The organism is Desulfococcus multivorans, assembly GCF_001854245.1.
Classification (GTDB): domain Bacteria; phylum Desulfobacterota; class Desulfobacteria; order Desulfobacterales; family Desulfococcaceae; genus Desulfococcus; species Desulfococcus multivorans.
The window spans coordinates 1631531-1654247 of the sequence record NZ_CP015381.1; the positions used below are offsets into that span (position 1 = coordinate 1631531).

The 22717-nt window shown below is 55.9% G+C and carries 16 protein-coding genes; 9 read left to right on the forward strand and 7 right to left on the reverse strand.

Going from position 1 to position 22717, the window contains the following annotated elements; all coding sequences use genetic code 11:
• The 4 genes from metG to dmul_RS07050 all read left to right on the forward strand — a co-directional run bounded on the left by metG (position 1) and on the right by dmul_RS07050 (position 5999).
• Positions 1–1950, forward strand: coding sequence for a methionine--tRNA ligase (gene metG, locus dmul_RS07035; RefSeq protein ID WP_020878324.1), 1950 nt, complete (start codon positions 1–3; stop codon positions 1948–1950).
• Between the two features lie 344 nt (positions 1951–2294).
• Positions 2295–3560, forward strand: coding sequence for a penicillin-binding transpeptidase domain-containing protein (locus dmul_RS07040; RefSeq protein WP_159449729.1), 1266 nt, complete (start codon positions 2295–2297; stop codon positions 3558–3560).
• A 201-nt stretch (positions 3561–3761) separates the two neighbouring features.
• The gene (locus dmul_RS07045; RefSeq protein WP_020878326.1) at positions 3762–4949 is read left to right on the forward strand and encodes a DegT/DnrJ/EryC1/StrS family aminotransferase; all 1188 of its coding nucleotides are present in this window, start codon (positions 3762–3764) and stop codon (positions 4947–4949) included.
• A 339-nt stretch (positions 4950–5288) separates the two neighbouring features.
• Positions 5289–5999 carry a TetR/AcrR family transcriptional regulator gene (locus dmul_RS07050; RefSeq protein ID WP_020876037.1) on the forward strand — a complete coding sequence of 237 codons (711 nt, stop codon included), beginning with the start codon at positions 5289–5291 and terminating at the stop codon, positions 5997–5999.
• On the opposite strand, the gene dmul_RS07055 is transcribed toward dmul_RS07050, so the two are convergent.
• Positions 5987–6811, reverse strand: coding sequence for a DUF3786 domain-containing protein (locus dmul_RS07055; RefSeq protein ID WP_020876036.1), 825 nt, complete (start codon positions 6809–6811; stop codon positions 5987–5989). The genes dmul_RS07050 and dmul_RS07055 overlap by 13 nt on opposite strands.
• Before the next feature lie 425 nt (positions 6812–7236).
• Between dmul_RS07055 and dmul_RS07060 the strand changes: the two genes are divergently transcribed.
• On the forward strand, positions 7237–8085 hold the full coding sequence (locus tag dmul_RS07060; protein WP_020876035.1) for a M23 family metallopeptidase: 849 nt from the start codon (positions 7237–7239) through the stop codon (positions 8083–8085).
• Positions 8086–8142: 57 nt separating this feature from the next.
• Complete coding sequence (locus dmul_RS07065) at positions 8143–10017, forward strand: ASKHA domain-containing protein (RefSeq protein ID WP_020876034.1); 1875 nt, start codon at positions 8143–8145, stop codon at positions 10015–10017.
• A gap of 53 nt (positions 10018–10070) precedes the next feature.
• Here dmul_RS07065 and dmul_RS07070 read toward each other — a convergent pair whose 3' ends face one another.
• From dmul_RS07070 to dmul_RS20445, 3 genes are read right to left on the reverse strand one after another with little or no spacing between them, the layout of a single operon-like run.
• Positions 10071–13655: an SIS domain-containing protein gene (locus dmul_RS07070; RefSeq protein ID WP_020876033.1), complete on the reverse strand. Its 3585-nt coding sequence runs from the start codon at positions 13653–13655 to the stop codon at positions 10071–10073.
• A gap of 3 nt (positions 13656–13658) precedes the next feature.
• Positions 13659–14726 carry an iron-containing alcohol dehydrogenase family protein gene (locus tag dmul_RS07075; RefSeq protein WP_020876032.1) on the reverse strand — a complete coding sequence of 356 codons (1068 nt, stop codon included), beginning with the start codon at positions 14724–14726 and terminating at the stop codon, positions 13659–13661.
• Positions 14727–14757: 31 nt separating this feature from the next.
• Positions 14758–15168: a hypothetical protein gene (locus dmul_RS20445; protein WP_159449730.1), complete on the reverse strand. Its 411-nt coding sequence runs from the start codon at positions 15166–15168 to the stop codon at positions 14758–14760.
• On the opposite strand from dmul_RS20445, the gene hrpA reads away from it, so the two are divergent.
• The 3 genes from hrpA to dmul_RS07090 all read left to right on the forward strand — a co-directional run bounded on the left by hrpA (position 15151) and on the right by dmul_RS07090 (position 20191).
• Entirely contained in the window at positions 15151–18990 is a 3840-nt protein-coding gene (gene hrpA / locus dmul_RS07080) for an ATP-dependent RNA helicase HrpA (RefSeq protein ID WP_070962424.1), read from the forward strand. The two genes, dmul_RS20445 and hrpA, sit on opposite strands and share 18 nt — an antisense overlap.
• 53 nt (positions 18991–19043) lie before the next feature.
• Positions 19044–19646, forward strand: a complete 603-nt coding sequence (locus dmul_RS07085) for a hypothetical protein (protein WP_020876030.1) — start codon at positions 19044–19046, stop codon at positions 19644–19646.
• A gap of 257 nt (positions 19647–19903) precedes the next feature.
• Positions 19904–20191: a sll1863 family stress response protein gene (locus tag dmul_RS07090; protein WP_020876029.1), complete on the forward strand. Its 288-nt coding sequence runs from the start codon at positions 19904–19906 to the stop codon at positions 20189–20191.
• Positions 20192–20416: 225 nt separating this feature from the next.
• Here the strand turns inward: dmul_RS07090 and dmul_RS07095 are convergent, their stop codons facing one another.
• The 3 genes from dmul_RS07095 to dmul_RS07105 all read right to left on the reverse strand — a co-directional run bounded on the left by dmul_RS07095 (position 20417) and on the right by dmul_RS07105 (position 22710).
• Positions 20417–20704: a hypothetical protein gene (locus dmul_RS07095; RefSeq protein ID WP_020876028.1), complete on the reverse strand. Its 288-nt coding sequence runs from the start codon at positions 20702–20704 to the stop codon at positions 20417–20419.
• A 54-nt stretch (positions 20705–20758) separates the two neighbouring features.
• A complete protein-coding gene (locus dmul_RS07100; RefSeq protein WP_020876027.1) occupies positions 20759–21190 on the reverse strand; it encodes an OsmC family protein in 432 nt (143 codons plus the stop codon).
• Between the two features lie 155 nt (positions 21191–21345).
• Positions 21346–22710: a nicotinate phosphoribosyltransferase gene (locus dmul_RS07105; protein ID WP_020876026.1), complete on the reverse strand. Its 1365-nt coding sequence runs from the start codon at positions 22708–22710 to the stop codon at positions 21346–21348.
• Positions 22711–22717 lie beyond the last annotated feature (7 nt).

Consider the following 22717-nt stretch of genomic DNA (forward strand, 5'->3'; position numbering starts at 1 on the left):
ATGTCGGATCCTTTTTATGTCACTACCCCCATTTATTACGTGAATGCCAGACCGCATCTGGGGCATGCCTACACGACCATCACGGCCGACGTGGCATGCCGGTTTCATACGATGAAACCGGCGGAGACCTACTTCCTGACAGGGACGGACGAACACGGCGACAAGATAGAGCGGGCTGCTCGCCGGGAAGACATGACGCCAAGAGAATACGTCGACAGGATCAGCGGCATCTTCAAGGCGCTATGGCCCGAGCTCAACATCCGATACAACCAATTTATTCGGACGACCGATACACGTCATAAGGCGTTTGTCCAACGGATTCTCCAACAGATTTATGATGCGGGAGATATCTATTTCAGTGAGTATGAAGGGAAATACTGTTTCGGTTGCGAACGCTTCTATACCGATCGGGAACTCGTTGACGGCAAATGTCCGGACCACGAGACTGTTCCTGAAACGATTCGGGAGGCCAATTACTTTTTCAGGATGAGCCGTTATCAGGACTGGCTGATCCGGCATATCCACCACCATCCCGATTTCATCCGTCCCGAACGGTATCGCAACGAGGTGCTTTCCTTCCTCAAGGACCCCCTGGACGACCTCTGCATTTCTCGTCCGAAAAGCCGCCTCGACTGGGGGATCACCCTGCCTTTCGACGAAAAGTACGTCACTTATGTCTGGTTCGATGCGTTGCTGAACTACGTTTCCGCCCTCGACTATCCCGACGGCGAAAAATTCCGTAAATTCTGGCCCCATGTTCAGCACATTGTGGCCAAGGACATCCTGAAACCTCACGGCATCTATTGGCCGATCATGCTCAAGGCCGCTGGAATACCGGTTTATAAACACCTGAACGTTCACGGCTACTGGAACATCGAGGAGAGCAAGATGTCCAAGAGTCTGGGCAACGTGGTGGAACCCCTCTCCCTCAAGAGTGTCTATGGGCTGGATGCCTTCCGGTATTTCCTGATGCGGGAGATGGTTTTCGGCCTCGACTCCAGCTTCAGTGAAGCCGCCCTGGTCCAGCGTATCAATTCCGATCTGGCCAACGACCTGGGAAATCTTTTCAGTCGGGTCACCGCCATGACGCACAAATATCTCGACGGCATCGTTCCAGGGATCTCGGAAGCGGCTGAGGAACGTCTGTCGGGTCTCAGATTTGGAGACCTGAAAAGTAACGCTGCCGCGGTCATCGATCAATACGAAACGGCCATGGAGAGTTTTGCATTTCACAGGGCGATGATTGCCGTATGGGAATTCATAAACCAGATGAACAAGTACATTGATGTCGCCGCTCCCTGGGAGCTGGCCAAGAAAAAATCCTGCCGACAGGAGCTGGATGCCGTCATGTATCAGCTCCTTGAAGGGCTCAGAATCGTTTCAGGTCTGATCTATCCGGTCATGCCCGATACCGCCCGAAAAATGCAGGAGCATCTGGGACTTTCTCCGGATGAGCCGTTCTATCTTCTGACAACTCTCCGGGCATGGAAGACGCTGCCGCCCGGGGTAAAACTGCCCAAAACGACGCGCTTGTTTCCCAGGGTAGAGATCGAAATCCCCAAGACACAAATCCCGGGAGACGCTTCTTCCCCGTCCGGGCCGGATGCGCTTGAACCGGTTGCCCTGAAACCGACGATCGACATTGAAACTTTTGCCAGAATCGATCTGAGGGTTGCCACCATCGTGAAGGCGGAGCCTGTTCCCAAGGCCAAAAAACTCCTCAAACTTGAGGTCGATATGGGAGATACCCGGACCATCGTGTCCGGCATTTCAGGAAGCTACACACCTGATGAGCTCATTGGAAAACAGGTGATTATTGTTGCCAATCTCAAACCCGCAAAGCTGATGGGTGTGCTGTCACAAGGCATGCTTCTGGCTGCCTCGGAAGGAAAAACCGTGACGATTGCCACACTCGACAAAGAGGTTAAACCCGGAACAATGTTGAGCTGATCTTTCATGGGGGGGCCATGATTAAATCGAGACGCGGAAGTGGTTCATTTGGAAAACGACCGGATTGGCGGACGTACCAATCCGGGTTGAAGCGGGAACGGGAGCGAAAGCGGAATGGCCTGAAGGTTTATCGATACGCCGCCGCGATGGCCTTATTGTTGGGCTTCACATATTTTTTTAACGGAATGTTTCCGGGCGGCGCCCGAGTTCGAGAGGATGTGTCCATTCCGGATTCAATCGCCACAACTGCGTTGCCGGAGGCCGGGAAAACGCTTGATCCGTCTCCGGCGCCGGTATCGGAGAGCGCTGAACCCTCCGCTGAGGGTGCAACATCGAATTCAGAGATGCCGCCTCCCGCATCGGATTTCGGGGTAACGACACCCCTTCCGGAGACCGGGATCGAATCCGGGAATGAAACGGCCGTTGCCGTGAACCGGAACGGTGTCGACACGCCCGAAGCCGATTCTCTCCTTGCCCCGAAATTTGTGAGACAGGTGATCGATAAAGCACAGATCCAATTGATTTTTGATCGACGCAGCTTTGTCAACCTGTCGAAAAACGCATTCGACTACGACTTCGACGGCAGAAAATATCAAGTCGATACCAGCATTAACACAACGCTGCAGCGGTACATGTTGGGTCAACTGCAGCGCCGCTACGCCCATTCCATCGGTATTGTCATCATGGAACCGGAGACGGGCCGCATCCTCTCGATGATCAGTCATGATCGGGAGGATCCCGACAATAATGTCTGTACCGAGAGCCTTTTTCCCGCCGCCAGCATTTTCAAGATAATTACGGCCGCCGCCGCCGTGGAGGAGTGTGGGCTTCAACCCGATTCCACGGTTACCTACAGTGGTGCAAAACATACGCTTTATCGGTCGCAGCTGAATCGAAAAAATCAGCGGCATCTCAACCATATCAGCTTGAGGGATTCTTTCGCGCAGTCAGTCAATCCGGTATTCGGCAAACTCGGTCTTCAGTACCTGGGCAAAAAAGGATTGATCAGCCATGCCGAGGCTTTCGGGTTCAACCAGGAGATCGATTTTGAGCTTCCCACCGCACCCAGCCCCTTCTCCGTCTCCGATGAACCTTACAACTGGGCGGAGATCGCCAGCGGCTTCAACCGAAGCACGCTGCTGTCGCCCCTTCACGGGGCCGTCATCGCTTCGACAATGATTGCCAACCAGGGGTGTCTGGTGGAACCCTCTATCGTGGACCAGATTACCGACAGCTCCGGGCGGGTTATATACAAGAGCCGGCCGAAAACGCTAAACCGGGCACTTTCGCCGAAAACGACCCTGGCCATGCGTTCCCTCATGAAAGAGACGGTTTTGACCGGTACCTGCCGAAAGACTTTTCAGGACATCTCTCAGTCACCGATTCTTTCCAGGCTCAATATCGGCGGCAAGAGCGGGAGTATCAACTCCAGGACCAACGAGGGGCGGCGATTTGACTGGTTTGTGGGGTATGCCGAGGAGAAAGAGGGTGACCGTAAGATCGTGATCTCCATCGTCGTTGCTCATCAGAACTTCATCGGTACGAAAGCCAACATGTACGCCCGCATGGCCATCGAAAAATTTTTCGAGGACGTCGGGTCCAGAATATAATGCATTCTTAAGCGTCAACTCCCGAACGATATCGCGGAAAGCCCGATATCCAGGCTTCCGGACAGCGTATTGTTGCTGACATTATACCGTAGCAGCCGGCAATACGATTAAAGCCGTTATCGAATTTTTTCGGGAATCGTCAAGATATAACCGGAGACCTTTCGCGGTTTGGGTCGGTCGTCCGAGTAGAGGAGATGGAACATGCCGGGATTTGAGATTTTTGGTGCGGAGGAGCGAAAAGAGGTCATGGATGTCCTGGAGACGGGCGTCTTGTTTCGATACGGATTTGACGGCGTCCGAAAGGGACGATGGAAGGCGAAGACGTTTGAGATCGAACTGGCCGAAAGAATGGGAGTGGCTTACGGCCACCTCTGCGCCAGTGGAACGGCAGCCCTGAGTATTGCGTTGGCCGCATGTGGTGTCGGCGCGGGAGACGAGGTGGTGGTGCCCCCGTTTACCTTTGTCGCCACGGTGGAGGCGGTAATTTATGCCGGTGCCGTTCCCGTCTTTTCGGAGATCGACGATACCCTCTGTCTTGATCCCAAATCCCTCGAATCCGTGATTACCGATCGAACGCGGGCCGTCATCCCGGTACATATGTGCGGCGCACAAGCCCGGATCGGCGAGATCAAGGCGGTTTGTGACCGGCACGGCCTTATCCTGATCGAGGACGCCTGCCAGGCATTCGGCGCGACGTTGGATGGAAAGGCTCTGGGAACATTCGGCCGGATGGGCTGCTTCTCCTTTGATGCAGTCAAGACCGTCACCTGTGGCGAAGGCGGGGCCATCGTTACCGACGATCAGGCTCTTTATCTGAAGGCGGACGCTTTCGCCGATCATGGCCACGATCACCAAGGTTCGGACCGGGGCGCCGAAGGACATGAAATCCTTGGCACCAATCATCGGATATGCGAATTGAATGCCGCAGTGGGGCTCGCTCAACTCAGGAAACTGGACAAGATTCTCGAAATTCAGCGAACCCACAAAAATACGATCAAAACCGCATTAAAACAATGCCCGTCCATCACATTCCGCCACATCCCCGACGATGCGGGAGATTCCGCTACATTCCTATCTTTTATGTTGCCGGACGAGTCGACCGCACGGGAGAAGACGGCAAAGCTCGCCGCTTCGGGCGTGGACGGCTGTTTTTACTGGTACGGCAACAACTGGCATTATCTCCGACAATGGGATCATCTGAAGCAGCTCAGCAGCGCGGCCAGGCTTCCCTTGGAGCTCCTTGAAAACCGACCGGATTATCGGAAGATTCATCTGCCGAAATCCGACGCCCTCATGGCGCGAACACTTTCGATGCAGATCAAGCTCTCCTGGTCGGAACAGGCGGTCGAGCGTCGTATCCGATCGATGATCGACATCCTGAAGGACTGATCCCGCGCGGAAGGCCGTGATGCCGGCAAAAGCCTGCCGGCCCGCGGCTGCCCTCAATAACCCATCCAGTTGAAATTAAAACTCAACTTTCGACTTTCACAGGCCGGTGCCGGGAGGATACGGCCCGCGCCCCGCGCGGTTTCGTTCAAGTGCCGCTGAAGGGTCGCGGGCCGTATCTCCCGGCACCTCTATCCGGTCACCATCACGACAGTCGAAAGTTGAGTTAAAAAACGAGCGTTCGCTCTCTATTTATTGACATACCGGTGCTTTTCCGATATCCAACAGATGTTCGAACAAACCGATAATACCCCAAAACTATCACGTCGTCAGGGTTGTTCGATGGATTATTCTGAATTCAAACAGTCGGTCAACCTTTCACGGCAGGATTTCTACCGGCGGATTTTCATGGAGAACCGGGCGAACATCCGGGTCAAGAAGGAAGACACCGTCGTCAAAAACCTCGAAAAGATTTTCTGCGCAGCGCTCAGGCTCAGTAATCGAAATGGTTTCCAGGCCATGAGTATACGGGATTTGGGGCGAGAGGCCGGTCTCAGCATGGGGGCGCTCTATGCCTACTTCTCCAGCAAAGAAGAACTTTTCGGGATGCTCCAAACCCAAGCGCAGGTCCATGTCCGGCGAATACTGGAGGAATGGATCAGCCGGGAGAGCCACCCCGCCGCCAGGCTTCGGACGGCGATCCAAACCCATCTTTATTTGAGCGAGGACCTGCAGCCGTGGTTTTATTTTTCGTTCATGGAAGCCAAGACCTTTGGGGCTGATGACGCTGCATCGATTCGCAGCAATGAAGAATATATCGAGGATGTCGTCCGGGACATCCTCGAAAATGGTGTTCGAACCGGCATATTTGCGGCCCGGAATTGTCATCTGACCGCCTCGGCCGTCAAGGCCTTGCTGCAGGACTGGTACCTTACCCGATGGCGGTTTGCCCGGGATCACATCTCCATTGATCAATATGTCGCCTTCACCATTGCGCTCGTGGAATCGTTTTGTATGGCCGAGAACCCCTCGTCCGAAGATCACCCGGCCTGATTGTCACAGAGCAATTGGACCAGGCGTTCGCTCAGGAAGAGAATCGATTCGATGTCGAGGTGTTCGCATACGGTTTCATCGAACAGGAGTTTTATCTTGGCCTCGAATTCGTCGTCCTGATTCCAGAAAAGGAGCATGACCGGTACTTTTGGGAGGGGAGTGAAGCGCCATGCGGCGTCTGCCGAGGGATGCTCCCTGATTTTGTCCAGCCCACCAATTCGCCTTGCGGCCTCGGCGAGTGCTTCGGGTTTGCCGCTGAACCGTTCCGCCAGGGGAATCTCGACGTGTGCCCGCATGGACTTGATTTTGGATACCGTGTTGGGAATTTCCTGAAAGGCTTTCCATCGCCCCGTGGGGTTCACTTTTCCGCCCTGGGCCATGTGGTTGTAAATGAACACCTGCTCCCACCGGTTCAAAGGTTCATCATCCGCCTTTCGTACGCCGTTGCGCCCGATGCGGATGAGGCCTGAAAAATATGGCAGCTCCAGTTCCACATTCGATTCCTTGCCCACAAGCCGGCCTCCGATCCGATGGGGAAGGTCCTCGATGGCCATTGATGCGGCTTTTTCCCTGGCCCAGACAAGGGCGTCCTCGGCCATGTCCCGCCGGGTCCACTTGCCTGCGGCATGCTGGGCGTCCAGGATTTTCTGGCATCGTGCCGCTGTTTCCGGATCAATATGGGGACAGCCATCGAGGGGAAGTTTTTCGGAGACCACCATGCCGGCAAAGGCGAGGCAGGTGGCAAATCCGCAGTCTCTGCAGTTGGTTTTGGGGAGAACATCTCGATAAAGGTCCACGACGGAGAGCGGCATGGTGAAGTCCTTTCCTTGATAACGGGTTGATGCAACGGCAACAGCGCTACATTCATTATAAATATTCAACTCAACTTTCGACTTTCACAGGCCGGTACCGGGAAGTAAGCGTTCCGCTTTTCTGCGGACCTACGCCTGAAACCTGAAGTCTTCAGCTTAACTCCCCGATATAACCGGATCAGGCGTACGTAAGCCCCCGACAACGCCGACCTCGAAAGTCGTATAACGATATAAAATAAGACCAATCTCTGTCGGGGCAATCATCGATAATATTTTCAGGTTTGTTGGCGGTGGGGGGCTTTACACAAGACCTTTCCGGGTGGTAGGAACATATTGCCTTTTCATGAACTGAACCGTTTTCGACAAGGAGGAGCCAATCTGTGGAAAAAGGTTTTCGAGGAAGAACGCATCGGAGACCCCGGCGCATGATGCAACTCGTGGTTTTGGGAAGCATCCTGTCCATGGCGACGATCTTCGTTCAAGCGACCTGGGCGCTGTCGTTGCATCTTCCGGAGTCGGCCTATCAGGGGGATATGGTCGTCGGTCGGGTGCATCCGCCGGCGGCGGTTTTTGTGGGAGAACACCCTGCGGCCGTGGGGAGGGACGGGTATTTTGCTTTTGGCATCGAGCGCATGCAGCCCACTGATGTCATCGTTTCAGCCCAAAAGAGCGGAGAGGAGATTCGCCGGACCCTCAGGATCCTGGCGTTTGACTGGGACATCCAGCGCATCGACGGCCTGGCCCGACACTACGTCCATCCGGTCCCTGAGGACATCCGGCGAATCGAGGCGGACAACCGTCTGATTCGGAGCGTACGTGGGAGATCCCCTTCTTCGGAACCCTGGTTCCTGGAGCGGGGTTTCATCCTGCCCGTCAAGGGGCGTGTGAGCGGCGTTTTCGGAAGTCAGCGCATTCTCAACGGCGAACCCAGAAGCCCCCACCAGGGCATGGATATCGCCGCACCCAAAGGCACGCCGGTGATCTCCCCTGCTGACGGCGTCGTCCGACTTGATGCCCCCGACCTCTTCTTGATGGGAAATACCCTGATTATCGACCACGGCCTGGGGATTCAGTCCGTTTTCATCCATCTTGACCAAATCCTGGTCAAAGAGGGGGCAAAAGTCGTCCAGGGGCAGATCGTCGCCCGTGTCGGCAAAACAGGCCGCGCCACCGGCCCCCATCTCCACTGGGGCGTCAGTGTCGGCACCGTCATGGTGGACCCGGCACGATTGGTGACGCAAGGGTTTACGACACGCCCCCTTGTCAAACAATGACAGGCGGACGGTCTGAGAACCCTGATTCTTTCCCAGCGATTCCGGAGGTGATACTTCATGTCGGATTTATTCAAGATCAGGTTTGAGCCCATGGGGCTTGCGGTAGCGGTGTCGGGAACCGATTCGACCATCATGGAGGCAGCTCTCATCTACGGCCTTCCCATGCGCTTCGATTGTGGCGGGAAAGGTGTTTGCGGAAAATGTCTCGTGGTGACCGAGCCACCCGAAAATATGGGCCCCATTACCGACGCTGAGCGACGGATTCTTTCACCGGAACAGCTGAAGGAGGGTCAGCGCCTTGCATGCCAGGCGGTGGTCAGAGGCCATGTCCGGGTGACGGTCCCGGAACAGATGATCGACAGTTCAGAGGTTCGGGGTAAGGACGGCGTATCGGGCAGCTATGCTGCCAATCCATTGGTTTCACGTATATTTCTTCCAAAAACGACCCCGCCTGAGCCGATGGACGGACGTTCGGCCACGCTCGAGAGCTGGATATTGGACCGTGCTGCAGCCGTATGCGACCGGGGGTTGACCTTTCGAAACCGTCATGCCCTGGGCCAGGCCGGCCTGCCGGACCAGTGCACCGGTGAGGTCACACTGGCGGTCCATGAGGTTCACGGCGTTACGGCGGTCTTAACGGGTCGCCGCCCGGCAAGCCTGGGCATCGCCTTTGACCTGGGGACGACGACGCTGGCGGCATACCTATGCGACTTGAAGGACGGCCGGGTGCTGACAACGGCCTCGGCGGTCAATCCCCAGCGGCGATTCGGGGAGGATGTTATCAGCCGTATCGCCTATGCCAACCGGTCGGCGGCGGGGTTTCGCCAGATGCAGGGCTTGATCCTCGATGCAGTGAACGGATTGATCGAGCAATGTATCGCCGCGGCGAAGTTTCATCTCGAGGACGTGGATGAGGTGACGGTGGTGGGCAACACGACCATGCTGCAGATATTTGCAGGGTTCCATCCCTCAAGCCTCGGGGTCACGCCTTATTTGCCGGTGGCGCGCGAGTTTCCTCATTTCAATGCTGCCGACCTGAGCCTATCCCTCAATCCCGGGACACCTGTTCACATCCTGCCGGTGGTGTCGGGTTTCGTAGGGGGGGATACCATGGGCGCTGCACTGGCCGACGGACCCTATCACCGGGATGGCGTCACTCTCATCATTGACATCGGGACCAACGGGGAGGTGATGCTTTCCACCCCATCGGGTCTGTGGGCGACGAGCTGCGCAACCGGGCCCGCTCTGGAAGGCGCCCAGATATCCTGTGGTATGCGAGCGGTTTCCGGAGCCGTCTACAAGGTCGAACCCGGTCCGGACAAGGGCGTTCGTTGTCATATCCTGGGAGATCCGGGAACGCGGCCACTGGGGCTGTGCGGCTCCGGCGTGATCGATGCCGTGGCGGTGCTTCGGCGACAGGGCGCCATCGAGCCTTCCGGCCGGTTCAACGCCGGGGCGCCGGGAGTGGTCTGCGATGAGAATGGCCTCGGTCGCCGGTTCGTGCTGATCCCTGCCGAGGATTCCGGCTCCGGCAGGGAGATTTTCCTGTCGCTCAAGGATGTAAGGTCGCTTCAGCTTGCCAAGGCGGCCCTTTCGGTGGGCATTGAGTTTCTCATGCGGGAGGCGGGTATCCAACGGGTGGACCGGACTGTCCTGACCGGCGCTTTCGGTGCCCGTTTCGACTGGAAAAACGCCGCTCTCATCGGTATGCTTCCCCAGGGCGCTTTCGACGGAGAGGTGTACCCTTTGGACAACCTGGCCGGTGTGGGTGCGATCATGGCGCTCGTGAACCGGGATCGGCGTGAAGAGGTTTCCCGCATCAGTCGAGAGGTCCGTTTCATCGAGCTCGCCGGCGATTCGGCATTCGCCCTGCAATTTGCCCGAGCCACCGGCTTCCCGATTCTTGACGCGGCTTATGATGCCCTGCTCTGAGCCACAAGGCTCCGGTCCCGCCTGTTCATGAGGCCGGAGCCGGGGCATGGATTTCAGGCGATGCCTGCGACGATGGTTTCCGCCACTTTTTCAGCCGACAAGCCAAACAGGTCGGCGGTATCCACCTTGTTGAGATAGATGTCGTGCCACTCCACGTTGTTTTCGAGAACGATGTTCTTCAGATGGTCGTATTTTCCACCAAGAGCCTTTACCTTTGCGGCCAAGGGTATGTTTTGCTTGAAATCGATGTGGAGAAGCAGAAGAAACTCGATCCGGCTGCCCGATGTCGACCGCCGTGAAGTCAAGGGGATACAGAGTATACTGCGGTTATCCTTTCGTCCCTTACCGATATAAACGTTGCCCTTCTGAACGATGGTTCGCTTGGTGCCCTGAAGCCGCCGGTCCCGATCCACCCGTGATGCAATGGCCATTGAAGAGCCTTCCCGTTTAACAACGGTGATCGTGGTGCTGTCGAGAGGCTCGCCCAGCAGGTTCAGTCCCTCGATCTGGTAAAGGGTTAGCCCGCGGACCTGGGAGATGATCTCCTGCAGATTTTTCAGGACCATGACGTTGCTGGGGATCAGTTGGGAAACCTTGAAACCGTTGGCCTCGATCAGGTCGAAAAGCATGCCCTCGATCTTTTCGCTGATCCGACTGGTGCCGACGGTCACGGTCTTGGCCTGGTGTTTGATGGCGTCAATGGGCCGCGCCATGGCGTTGATTCCCTCTCCCAGGCATTTGAAGAGGGTTTCCAACATGTTTCGGGCAGTGCCCTTGAGCTCGAAATCGATCTCGAAATCCGTCACGGGAAGTCGCCCTGACAGATATTTGAGAAGCAGGGTCAGGTCGGAGGCGTTGCCGAGTCCCATGGAGAAGGTAAATCTGTTCTCATTCCGGCGACGGCGGTAGGCGGTGTAGAACTCGGCCATTTTCTCCCTGAAGCTTTTTTCCAGAATGAGTTCGTAGACATCGAGCCCGTTTTTTGCGGCGTCGTCAATGCTTTTCTGAACATCCTTCCGGAAATCATAGAGAAACCGTGACCCCTCGTTGATAGATAAGGCGGCGTAGTATCCCCAGATGTGGCCGACCAGGGTATTGACGATGGGAGCCAGGTGCTCACTCACCGTGGGAACGTGGAAGACGTCGGCGGCATAGGGGGTGAACCGGTTCTCTCCCTCGCTGGCGATGACGATGGGTACCGCCTTGTGGGCCTTGAAAATGGCTGTATCTTTGATGATGTCGCCCAGGACCGTTTCACGGGTGCCGGCGGCGCAGACGATGATCAGGGGCTCCGAGGAAAGATCGATATGCTTCTTGTCTTCCACGTAATCGGAGGAGATGGTTTTGTAGCAGAGCTCACTGAGCTTGATACGGATCTCGTCGGCCGAAGTCTTGTTCGGACCGCTGCCCACCGCGGCCCAATAGGTCCGGGTTACGGCGCGGCGTCGGGCAGAGAGTGCCATCTGTTCCCGCATGGCGAGGATTTTACGCATGTGGCCCGGTAGCGCCAGCAGCGCCTCGACCTCCCTCGTCACGAAATCGCTTCCGCGTCGGCCCTTCAGATGGGCCAGGTAGAGGTTCAAGAGGGCGCCGGCGACGATCTGGGAATAAAACGCCTTGGTGGACGCCACTGACATTTCGATGTCTCGACCGCTGCTGGTGTACATGACACCATCAACCTTGAAGGTGAGGTCTGAATCCCGGCGGTTGACGATGGCCAGGGTAAGGGCTCCCCGCTCCCGAACCATGTCAACGGTCCGATTCGTATCGGTGGTGGTGCCCGACTGGCTGATGGCCACCACCAGCGTGTCTTCCAGGCCGGGTCCGTCGTCCTGGAGCCTGAATCCGCTCATCTCCGAGGCTTTCAGTGCTGCGATTTGAATATTCGGATCGGCCATGTAATGGGCGAGGATATCGGCACAGGCCTGAGCCGCCACCCCTGCGGTGCCCTGACCGACAAAAAAGATCTTTCGAATGGTATTTTCCGACAGCGCTTTCCGAACGGAGGCGGGGATAACCTTTTCGTCCAATACGATCTCGCATCGCCTGCCGTCGTCGTTTTCGATGACCCGCCAACGGTTCAGGAGGGTTTTTTCTACGGAGGCCGGGGATTCGGAAATTTCTTTCAGGAAATAGTGGGCAAAAGATTGCCGATCGATGTCTCGGGTGGTAATGCGGGTGGTCTTGATGTCCGACGGCGCCAGGCTAACGGGGGATCCGTCATAAGCCATGGCCTGGATGCCGGCCAGACCGCCTTCGGAAAACTGATCCAGGATGAAGATCTGCCCCTGGGTTTTTCCGTTATGTCCCTCTACCACCTTCTCACCGTCCAGTTTGAGGTATCTCGGAGTTTGCTCGATGAATCCGTAAACCTCGGAGGCCGCCATGTAATGATCGTCGGCAAGCCCCACGAAGATGGCCTGGCCGCTGCCGCGCTGGGCCAGAAAGAGCTTTCCGGGCGCGAGATCCGTGTGGAGGATGATGGCGTGGGAGCCTTCGAAATCGTTCACCGAAAGGCGAAACGCTTCGGTCATGGAATGCCCCTCTTCCATGTAGGCCTGGATCCTGACAGGGATAATCTTGGTGTCTGTGGTGATCTCTGAGGGGATTATGTATCCGCGCTTTTCAAATTCCTCCCTGAGCTCGATGTGGTTGTCGATATCACCGTTGAGACAGACGTGAAAGATGGGCAGGTTGCCGTTGGCACCCACTGTGATATTGTCGACCGGGTGACAGTTGGGTTCGCTGATGGCGCCCACCGAGGCCCATCGGGTATGGGAGGAGACGGTGTAGCTGCGGTGAGAAAAATTGACCAGGGCCTGGAGGATGGCGTCGTTCTTGATCTGGGTGCGCAGGAAAGCGACGTTGTCGCCCAGCCGGCCGATTTCGGCCGCGACCTTGTATGTGAAAGCCACCGCTTTGTGCGGGGTTTCGGCTTCATCAGCCCCCTCGTGAATCGAAATGCTGCCGTTGGCCAGCACTGCCTTTCCGATTCGTTGTTGGAAGATGTCAAGAAAATTGGCCTTGTCCAGGGTGTTCATGAATGCGTCGTAGACGGGCATGTCGAGGGTGAACAAGAGGGAGATGCCTGCGGAGTCTCGACCTCGAACTTCCAGCCGGTCGATGCTGTTCAGAACGGTGTTGACGCGTTTGAAAATGGTGACAATCTCCTCCGGGGCGGTGGAACGGTGAAACAGATCCTTTGTTTTTCGGATATTTTCTTCAATCTCAGCAGAGAGACACCAGGCGATGTCCTTGGTCCGCTCCAGATGGTCCGATAGAATGTCTGTTTCCGCGGTGGGCAGCAGGCCCAGCCGTGCCGTCAATGTCCGATCCTCCCGGTCGATGATGTCGGAGAGGCGCGTTCCTGTCTTGAAAAGATCTTCCTGAAGCTTTTTGTCGGAGAAGATCTTGAAAAAAGGACCATCCTTTTTCCATGCGGTGACGGTGGACCATAGGCTAGAAATAAGGTCGGATCCGCCCAGGTAGTGGGTCGACAGGTCCAGGTCACCGTCCTTGCAGGCGGAAAGCCCTGTTTGTTCGATCCGGTCGACGGCATTACGGAAGGCTGTAGGATCGACGACCGAATTGTCTGTCGGTTTTTGTTTGATGGAAACGATTCCGGCGATTCCGCACATGGCTCACATCCTTCGGTAGAGTTGTCTGATTTTGTCCCGGGTCATGATCGTTTTCCAGTTTTTGCCCAAGGCGTTTTCCCACAACGGTTCCAGGACCAGCGCTACATCGACCATTTTTTCAAGTCCCTTGTCGTCGACACCCTGAACGAGATTTCGGGGCAAGCGGACGTCGTGTTTTTCCATCATGCGACGGAATTCGTTCACCTCGTCGGGGTAGAATTCCTCCAGAACGTCGAAGGCCACGCAGTTTCCGATGCCGTGATGGAGGCCCAGGACGAAGGAGAGACCATAGGAGAGGGCATGGCATACGCCTACCTGGGAATAGGCGATGCTCATGCCCCCGCAGTAGGAGGCCATCATCAGCTTGTCTTCCCGATCAGGGGGATCCCCGAGGAAAACCTCCCGACACAACGCCATGGCCTTTTCACCGTAGGCTTGGCTGAAGGCGTTGAGATAGGTTCCTTTGAGCGATTCCACGCAATGGATGTAGCAGTCCATTCCCGTGTAGAACCACTGATCCGTCGGAACACCCTCCAGGAGATCGGGGTCCAGAACAATTTGATCGAAGACGGTATGATCGGAGTTGATGCCCAGTTTTTTGACAGGTCCGGTGAGCACCGTCGTGCGGGATACCTCCGCCCCCGTACCCGACAGGGTGGGAATCCCCGCGTGATAGACCGCCGGGTTTTTGATCAGGTCCCATCCCTGGTAATCGGCGGCCGACCCCGGGTTGGTGAGCATGAGCGATACGGCCTTGGCCAGATCCATGACGCTGCCGCCGCCGATGCCCACCACGGCATCCGGCAGGCTGTTCGCTTGCGCTCGAACCATTGCCGTTAACCGGTCGACTTCAGTGGTCTTGGGTTCGTCGGTGGTGTCGGCCCAGATGACCATATCCCGCCCTTCGGCGGGAATTCGATCTCTGAGCGGTCGATTTTCAAAGATGTGATCAACGATGAAAACCGCGAACGACGCCCCTTTTTTTCGCTGAACCGACAGAATATCCGACAATTGATTGAAACAGCCCCGACCGAAGACGACTTGGGAGACCATCTTGAAATTACGAAACATATAAACCTCTTTTGGTTTTTCGATGACAATGTTAGGTGGATTTTTTCGCATTAACCTCAGTTATACGGTGTGGTCGGTTATATTCGTAAAATGCCTGTCCTGTCAACACACGGAACAATACGGAAACACTTCCCATTTTTTTGAATGGCGGTATCTGGCTAAATATGTTAAATTTAACAATTAGATAAAATTTTCTCCCGCTGTTTTTTCCGATGCGGGTGGGCGCTTGCGTCCAACATGAAGAATTATGAAGCAAAACGACATTCAAAATCATATCAATCGGTTGAAATCGGCACTTTCCAAAACTTATGGAGGGGACCGCCATCGTTTCGATCGCGATCTCCGGCAGTTGCGACAAGCCGTCGTCAAAGGTCGGCATTCCAAACCGGGCAAAACGGCGCCAGATAAGCCTGACGACCGTCTGATGCAGAGAATCCTGCAATTGGAAAGCGCCGTCGACGCCTCCGTCCGAAAGCGGGCGCAGCGCCTCGACCGGAGGCCCCGACTCGATTACCCAGAGGGCTTGCCTATCCTCGACCGTAAGGACGAGATTGTCGCCACCCTCATGAACCATCGCGTTGTTGTCATTTCGGGGGAGACCGGATCAGGTAAGACCACTCAGATTCCCAAATTCTGCATCGAGGCCGGTCGGGGCATTGACGGACAGATCGGGATGACCCAACCCCGGCGCATCGCGGCAATGACCGTAGCTGATCGCATCGCCGAGGAACTGGGGGAGCCCTTGGGGCGATCCGTTGGGTACAAAATTCGTTTCGACGACCAGACCGGCGAAGACACCTTTATCAAGATCATGACCGACGGCATCCTTCTTGCCGAGGCACAGAGTGATCGACGGCTCCACGCCTATGACACCCTGATCGTTGACGAAGCCCACGAAAGGAGTCTCAATATCGACTTCGTTCTGGGCATTCTGAAGCGCCTTCTGGAGCAGCGACGAGAGCTTTCACTCGTCATTACATCGGCCACCATCGACACGGAAAAATTTTCCCGGGCTTTTGAGGGCGCGCCGATCATCGAGGTTTCCGGGCGGATGTTCCCGGTGGAGGTGCGTTACATGCCGCCGGACACCGTCTCCGATGAGAGCGACCAGACGCATGTCGACACGGCGGTCGCCGCTGTTCGCAAGCTTCAGGCCGAGAGCCCCTACGGCGGCGATATTCTCGTCTTCATGCCCACTGAGCAGGACATTCGAGAGACGTGTGAGCTGCTCGAGGGCAGCCGTTTCACCGGTGTCAACATTCTGCCGCTTTATGGTCGGCTTTCGGCCGGTGAACAGTCCCGGGTCTTTCAACGTTTGCCGGGAAGAAAGATCATCGTCGCCACCAACGTGGCCGAAACCTCCATCACCATTCCCGGCATCCGATTCGTAGTGGACACCGGCCTGGCCAGAATTTCCCAGTATCTTCCCCGGAGCCGAACCACGGCCCTGCCCGTGGTCCCCATTTCAAGAAGCAGCGCGGACCAACGCATGGGACGGTGCGGCCGGGTGGCCAACGGCATCTGCATTCGTCTTTACAGTGAGACGGACTATGAAAACCGCCCCCGCTTCACCCCTGCCGAGATTCTGAGATCCAATCTGGCGGAGGTCATTCTTCGAATGATCTCTCTCCGGCTGGGGGACGTCGCCGATTTTCCTTTCATTGATCGGCCGGCGGACAAGAACATCCAGGACGGCTTCAACCTGCTTTACGAGCTGGGGGCCATCTTTCGAAAGCGCTTGGGAAAAAGCGGTCGAACCGTGGTACAGTTGACGGAACGGGGGCGGGTGATGGCCAGGCTGCCGGTGGATCCCCGCCTGTCCCGGATGCTGCTGGCGGCCGCGGAAGCGGGGTGCCTGAAGGAGATGACCGTTCTGGCGGCAGCCCTCAGCATCCAGGATCCCCGGGAGCGCCCTACGGGAAAAGAGACACAAGCCGATCAGGCTCACGCGCCCTTCAAGGATGCGTCCTCGGATTTCATTACCCTTCTCAATATCTGGAACGCCTATCACGAAACCAGATCCGTCGTGAAGTCCATCGGCAAGATGCGGGCATACTGTAAACGGCAGTTCTTATCGTTCAGAAGAATGCGGGAGTGGCGGGACATTCATTACCAATTGGCTGTGATTCTGGAAGAGCACGGTATTCGGAACCGGGTGTCCATTGATCCTGACGTGGCCGACGGGACGTCCTTCACACCTTTTTACACCGCGCTTCATACGTCGATTTTGACCGGATTCCTTTCCAACATCGCCGTTAGGAAGGACAAATTCATCTATCAGGCCGCCAGGGAGCGGGAGGCCATGATTTTTCCGGGCTCGGGCGTCTTCAAAAGCTCGGGCCCCTGGGTTGTCGCGGCTGAAATGGTGGAAACCTCCCGACTATTTGCCAGGACCGTCGCTAATATCGATGTCGAATGGCTGGAGGCCTTAGGCGGTGACCTGTGCCGGCGCTCTTATGCCAACCCGCGGTGGGAGAAAAACCGGGGCGAGGTGGTGGCCGACGAGCAGGTCAGCCTTTTGGGTCTCATCATCGTTCCCCGGCGGCCAGTCTCCTACGGCAGAATCGATCCTGAGGCGGCATCCCGGATCTTTATCCGAAACGCCCTGGTGGAGGGCGACATACGACAGCCGTTTCCTTTCATTCGTCACAATCAGGCCCTCATCGGGGAGGTTCGCGGGATTGAGGATCGGGTGCGACGTCGAGACATTCTCGTTTCCGAGGAGGATCTGTGCGCGTTTTACGCGGACAAGCTCGGCACCCGGATCCATGACGTCAGGGCGCTCAAGGCACTCCTGAAAGGCCGGAAAAACGACAAGTTTCTACGGATGCAGGAGAGGGATCTGAGGCGATACCGTCCCGATCCTGATGAACTGCGCCGGTATCCCGATCAGATTTCCCTGGGCAATACCGTCTTTCCCTGCGACTACGTGTTCGATCCAAGCCGAACCGAGGACGGCGTGACGGTTCAGATACCTTCGTCAGTGGCGCCGTCGGTGTCACCCGAGGCCCTGGATTGGCTGGTTCCGGGCCTTCTGGAGGAAAAGATCACCGCCCTCATCAAGGGGCTTCCCAAGGAATACCGTAAGCAGCTGGTTCCCGTGAACGCCACGGTACGCATTATCGTAAACGAACTTCCCAAAGGGCGGGGAGCGCTCCTCACAGGCCTGGCAGCGTTCATCTACCGACGCTTCGGCGTCAGCATCCCGGCTTCGGCGTGGAATGAGGGGGATCTGCCCGAACACCTCCGAATGCGAATCGCCATCATCGGTCCCGGGGGCGAGGAGATCCGGTCGGGGCGGAATGTCGAGGTGCTTCGAAAAAGCGCGGCGGATCCCATGAATCGGGATCAGTTCGAAGCGGTCCAGCGCGAGTGGGAACGAACCGGGATTACCCGTTGGGATTTTCGGGACTTGCCCGAGTCCATCACCTTGACCGGCGAGGGCGGAGAGACGTGGGTGGCCTATCCCGGGCTCCGGGCCGACAAGGACGGGCTCTCCCTCAAACTTTATCGGGATCCGGTCAAAGCCGAGGCGGGTCACCGGGAGGGGATGGTGCGGCTCTTTTCCACCTGTTTAGCCAACGATTTGAAATTAATTCGGAAACAATTAGCGCTCCCCAAGAGACTCGCCGAATCGGCCCGGTATTTCGGGGGTCTTAAAAGTGTTGAAAATCGGATCTACGACAGCGTGCTGATGGACCTGTTTCACCGCAATATCCGCACCCGTTCGGCGTTCGATGCGTTAATCACGGAGGCGACACCTCTGATTTCCAGAAGTGCCCAAAACAAACAGGCCGTGGTCGTCGATATTCTGACGGCCTATCACGATTGCCGATCGGGGCTGTTCCACATGGAGAACATCAGTCGGTCCAACGCTGGGATCATCCGATTTCTTTCCGGACTCCGGGACGCGCTGGCCAACCTGGTGCCGGAAAACTTTCTCGCACTTTACGATACTGAGCGGCTGTTCCACTTGAAACGATACATTCGGGCCATCTCTATCCGCGCCCAGAGGGCGGTTGAGAATCTCGAGCGGGATCAGGCCAAAGCCGCTCTGATGAAGCAACACGTCGACCGCCTGACGGATCTCCTCAATTCTCTGGAAAGAGGGGCTTCCAATGAAAAGCGCGCGGCGGTGGAGACCTTTTTCTGGATGATCGAGGAATACAAGGTATCGCTGTTCGCCCAGGAACTTAAGACCCCCATCCGTATCTCTTCGAAGCGGCTTGAGGAAAAATATGGCGAGGTTCGGCGGATGGCCTGAGGATCCGGGCTGCGTTCCCCGATGTCTTCGTTTTCCGAAAATCCAGGACTGAGATGCAGGGAAAAATCAAAAATCGCGGCCTGCAGCGGCAGACCGCCATTTCCGCGTTTGCGGACGGAGGAAAGCGTTTGAAAGCAATGGATGAAAAGATACGATTCAGGGGCTACCTGACCTTTGCCGACAGCCTCAAGGTGCAAAAAGCGATGGCGTCCCAGCGTCGAATACCGGCATTTATAGTGATATCCGTCACAACGCTGGTAACGACGGCTTTTTTGATATACTGGATGGGGGTGGGGCTCATGTTTGGCGCCCTTCTTCTCATGTTCATGGGGGTCTTGATGTACGGCGGCCTGAGACTCATGAGAACGACCGCGGCCGGGACCCAGAAGCGGGTTTACGAAAAAGCCTGCGTAAAGCGCACCGGCGCGTTGACGGAAAGCGGCATTACAATCCGGAGAAACAAGGTCCTGAGCACCCTGTCGTGGAAGGCCTTCGAGAGGGTTTTGGCGTTGGAGGAGATTGTTGTCCTTTTGAACGGCGTGGAAACGCTTGGGTTTGCCAAATACATGTTCGACACCCAATCGGACTGGGATCGGGCAAGAAGATTGATCCTGAACCGGTATGACCGAAGAAGGGCCGATCCGGACGCCACCTGACGGCGCTTGATTTCAGAAGACGTCCGCGTGAAAAAGGAAGATCTTTCCGGTGCCCATCAATCGGCCTTTGTTTCGATCGTTTTTACCACCATTCAAACGGCATCCAGGTCAATAAGGTTTTTTTCGAATCCGTTTAGGTGAATGACCCTATTGGCGCTTTTCTTCTGGTTCGTTAAGGTTGCGAATATAAGCGCCTGTAAAAGGGCAGGGCACCCAACGAATACCCCAGACAATTGGTCAGCTGAAAGGAGCAGATCATGAGCAAAAAAGATGCGTATATTCAGAAATTGCATGCCAAACTGGACGAATGGAATGCCGAGATCGACAAACTGAAGGCCAAACTCGATGCAGCCAAGGCTGAGAAACGGGTTGAGTATCAGGAACAGATCGATAACATTAAAGAAAAACGAAAAAACGTCGAAACAAAGCTTGACGTCCTGCGCAGTGCTGGAGGCGATGCGTGGGAGGATTTGAAAAAGGGTGTCGAAAGTGCCTGGGAAGCTATGGAAAGCGCGATCAAGGCCGCCAGGTCCAGATTTAAATAGTACGGTCTGCAGGCCTTATTCTCCTTCGGGAGGGGATAAGATGTCCATATAAACCATCACATCGGTAACAATGGCGGCGGGTCGGGGCTGAGACTGCCGGTGGTTCAGAAAACCCTCTGGAAAGACGCACGTCCTCGCTCGCTTTTCATGGATCGACCCGCCGCTGCCGTGTGAATCGAGGCGTCCTCAGGATTTTATCCGACGACGCAATACGACGCAACACCGTTACGGCAGGTCGGTGCTCTCAACGATTTCACAGCTGTCTTCCGGACAGAAAAGTTCCAAAAAGAAGCCTTTGTCTTTCTTCTTGGATTCCTGGGTCGGAATCACAATCCGGCCATCGGCATCCAGGCAGGAACGGTCCGGGCAAGTGATTTCGAGCCAGAGCCCATTCTTTTCATCCGCCCCGGCGGACGTAATGTTGTTTGCTGACAGTTTTTTAATTTCACTGTCGCTCAGCAGTCTCGCATTGGGTAGAAAAAATTTGAATTGAAACTGTTTTTCGTCTGTCATGATGACCTCCCTTCATATTCCGTCTCACTCGACCCTCTATCTAACGGTCTAATATCATAAATTTTTCAATTCTGCCTTCAAGTTGATCGATGTGCCGGCGAGTGCCTGGGATACCGGACAACCCTCCTTGGCGGCCTCGGCCTGTTTTTGAAACGCTTCGGCAGTGATGCCGGGCACCTCGGCCTGGGTGGTTAGATCGATGCGGGTAATTTTAAAGCCGTCGCCGACTTTGTCTATGGTTACCTCGGCCTGGGTGCGAATCTCTTTTGGTGGATGCCCGGCCTTTTCGAGCAGCATCGAAAGGGCCATTGAAAAGCAGCCGGCATGGGCCGCGCCGATCAGTTCCTCCGGGTTGGTTCCCGGTGCATCCCCGAACCGGGTTGCAAAAGAATAGGATCCTTCGAAGGCGCCGCTACCCAGAGCTATGGTTCCCTTGCCTTGCTGCAGTGTTCCTTCCCAACGTGCTTGAGCGCTTCTTTTTGGCATGCGTTTTTCTCCTTTTCAGTCGTTTGAAAGATGTCCGGATCTTGGTTTGAACTACACTTTTTTATGAGGTTTTTACCGCTTACGACGTCCTCCTGCACCAAAAAACATCTTGACATGTGTCCGCAAGGCTTTGTTAAGCTGGCTTCTGCCGCATCTCAGCTTTCGCCGAGCTCCTTGGCGATGACGCTGTGCCTGACCTTGCGCTGAAGGGCCGTTAATCGTTCGCTGATGCCGACGGAGTAAGGTTCGGGATCGGTGATCGCACGGACTTCTTCGGGGAGCTTTTCGAAAGCCGACCTGAACCGCTCTCTGATGACATTCAACGGTTCCGGAGCGTCCACGGCCTTGCCGTCCTGCATCACCGTTTTCAGCAGTGGACGACCCGCGAGAGACTCTTCGCGAAGAGAGATCGTGTCCTTGGCCAGACGCCCATCCTGTTCTTCTCGAAATACCTGTTTGGGCGCTACGAGCGTTCTTTTCCCTGAGCTCAGTTTCATGACCGGGCGACTGTCGAACTGGACGAGCTTATAGGCGATATCGGCATAAGGGCTGTCGGCGGAAACCCCCATTTTGGTGCCGACGCCGAACGCATCGATTTCAGCGCCTTCCCGGATGCTTCGATCGATTTTGAATTCGTCGTAACCGCCGCTTGCGAAGATCTGGATGTCCGGGACGCCCTCTCTCCGGAAAAGATCCCGGACCTGACGGCTCAGTTCGGTCATGTCACCGCTATCGAGACGAACTCCCCGCAGCCGCCGATCTTGCGCCTTCATCTCACGGGCCACCGTAACGGCTTTCTCCGCGCCCGCGAGGGTGTCGTAGGTGTCGATCAATAGCACCGTGCGATCCCCGAAAATGTCGGCAAAAGCTCGAAAGGCGTTGATTTCGCTTTCAAAGCTTGTGATGAACGAGTGGGCCATAGTGCCGGCTACCGGGATGCCGTAAATCTTTCCGGCCAAAACGTTGCTCGTGGCGCTCATTCCGGCAATATATCCGGCTCGGGCCACCGCCATTCCGGCGTCGACTCCGTGAGTTCTCCGCAGTGAAAAATCGACGATGCTTCGGCCCCGGGCCGCATGCACGCAACGGGATACCTTGGTGGCGAGCGTGACTTGGAGATGGATGATATTGATGAGTGCGGTCTCCACCAGCTGAGCTTCGATGATGGGGGCCGTCACTTCCAATACGGGTTCGTCTTTGAAAAAGAGTTCTCCTTCGGGAACGGCGACGACGTCGCCGGTGAATCGGAACCCGGCGAGGTAATTCAGAAAATCATGGGAAAAAAGCCCTGTGGAATCGAGATATTGAATGTCATCGGGCATAAAACGCGCCGATTCCAGAAAGGCGAGAGCATTTTCGAGACCCGCACTGATGAAATAGCCTCGGTTCGGCGGGTACTCACGGATAAAGAGACTGAACGTAGCCGGCTTGAACATCCCTTCCCGGTAATAGACTTGCGCCATCGTGAGTTCATACAGGTCTGTCAGCATTGCTGTGAACTTCGGATATGATGTCATCATCTTTTCC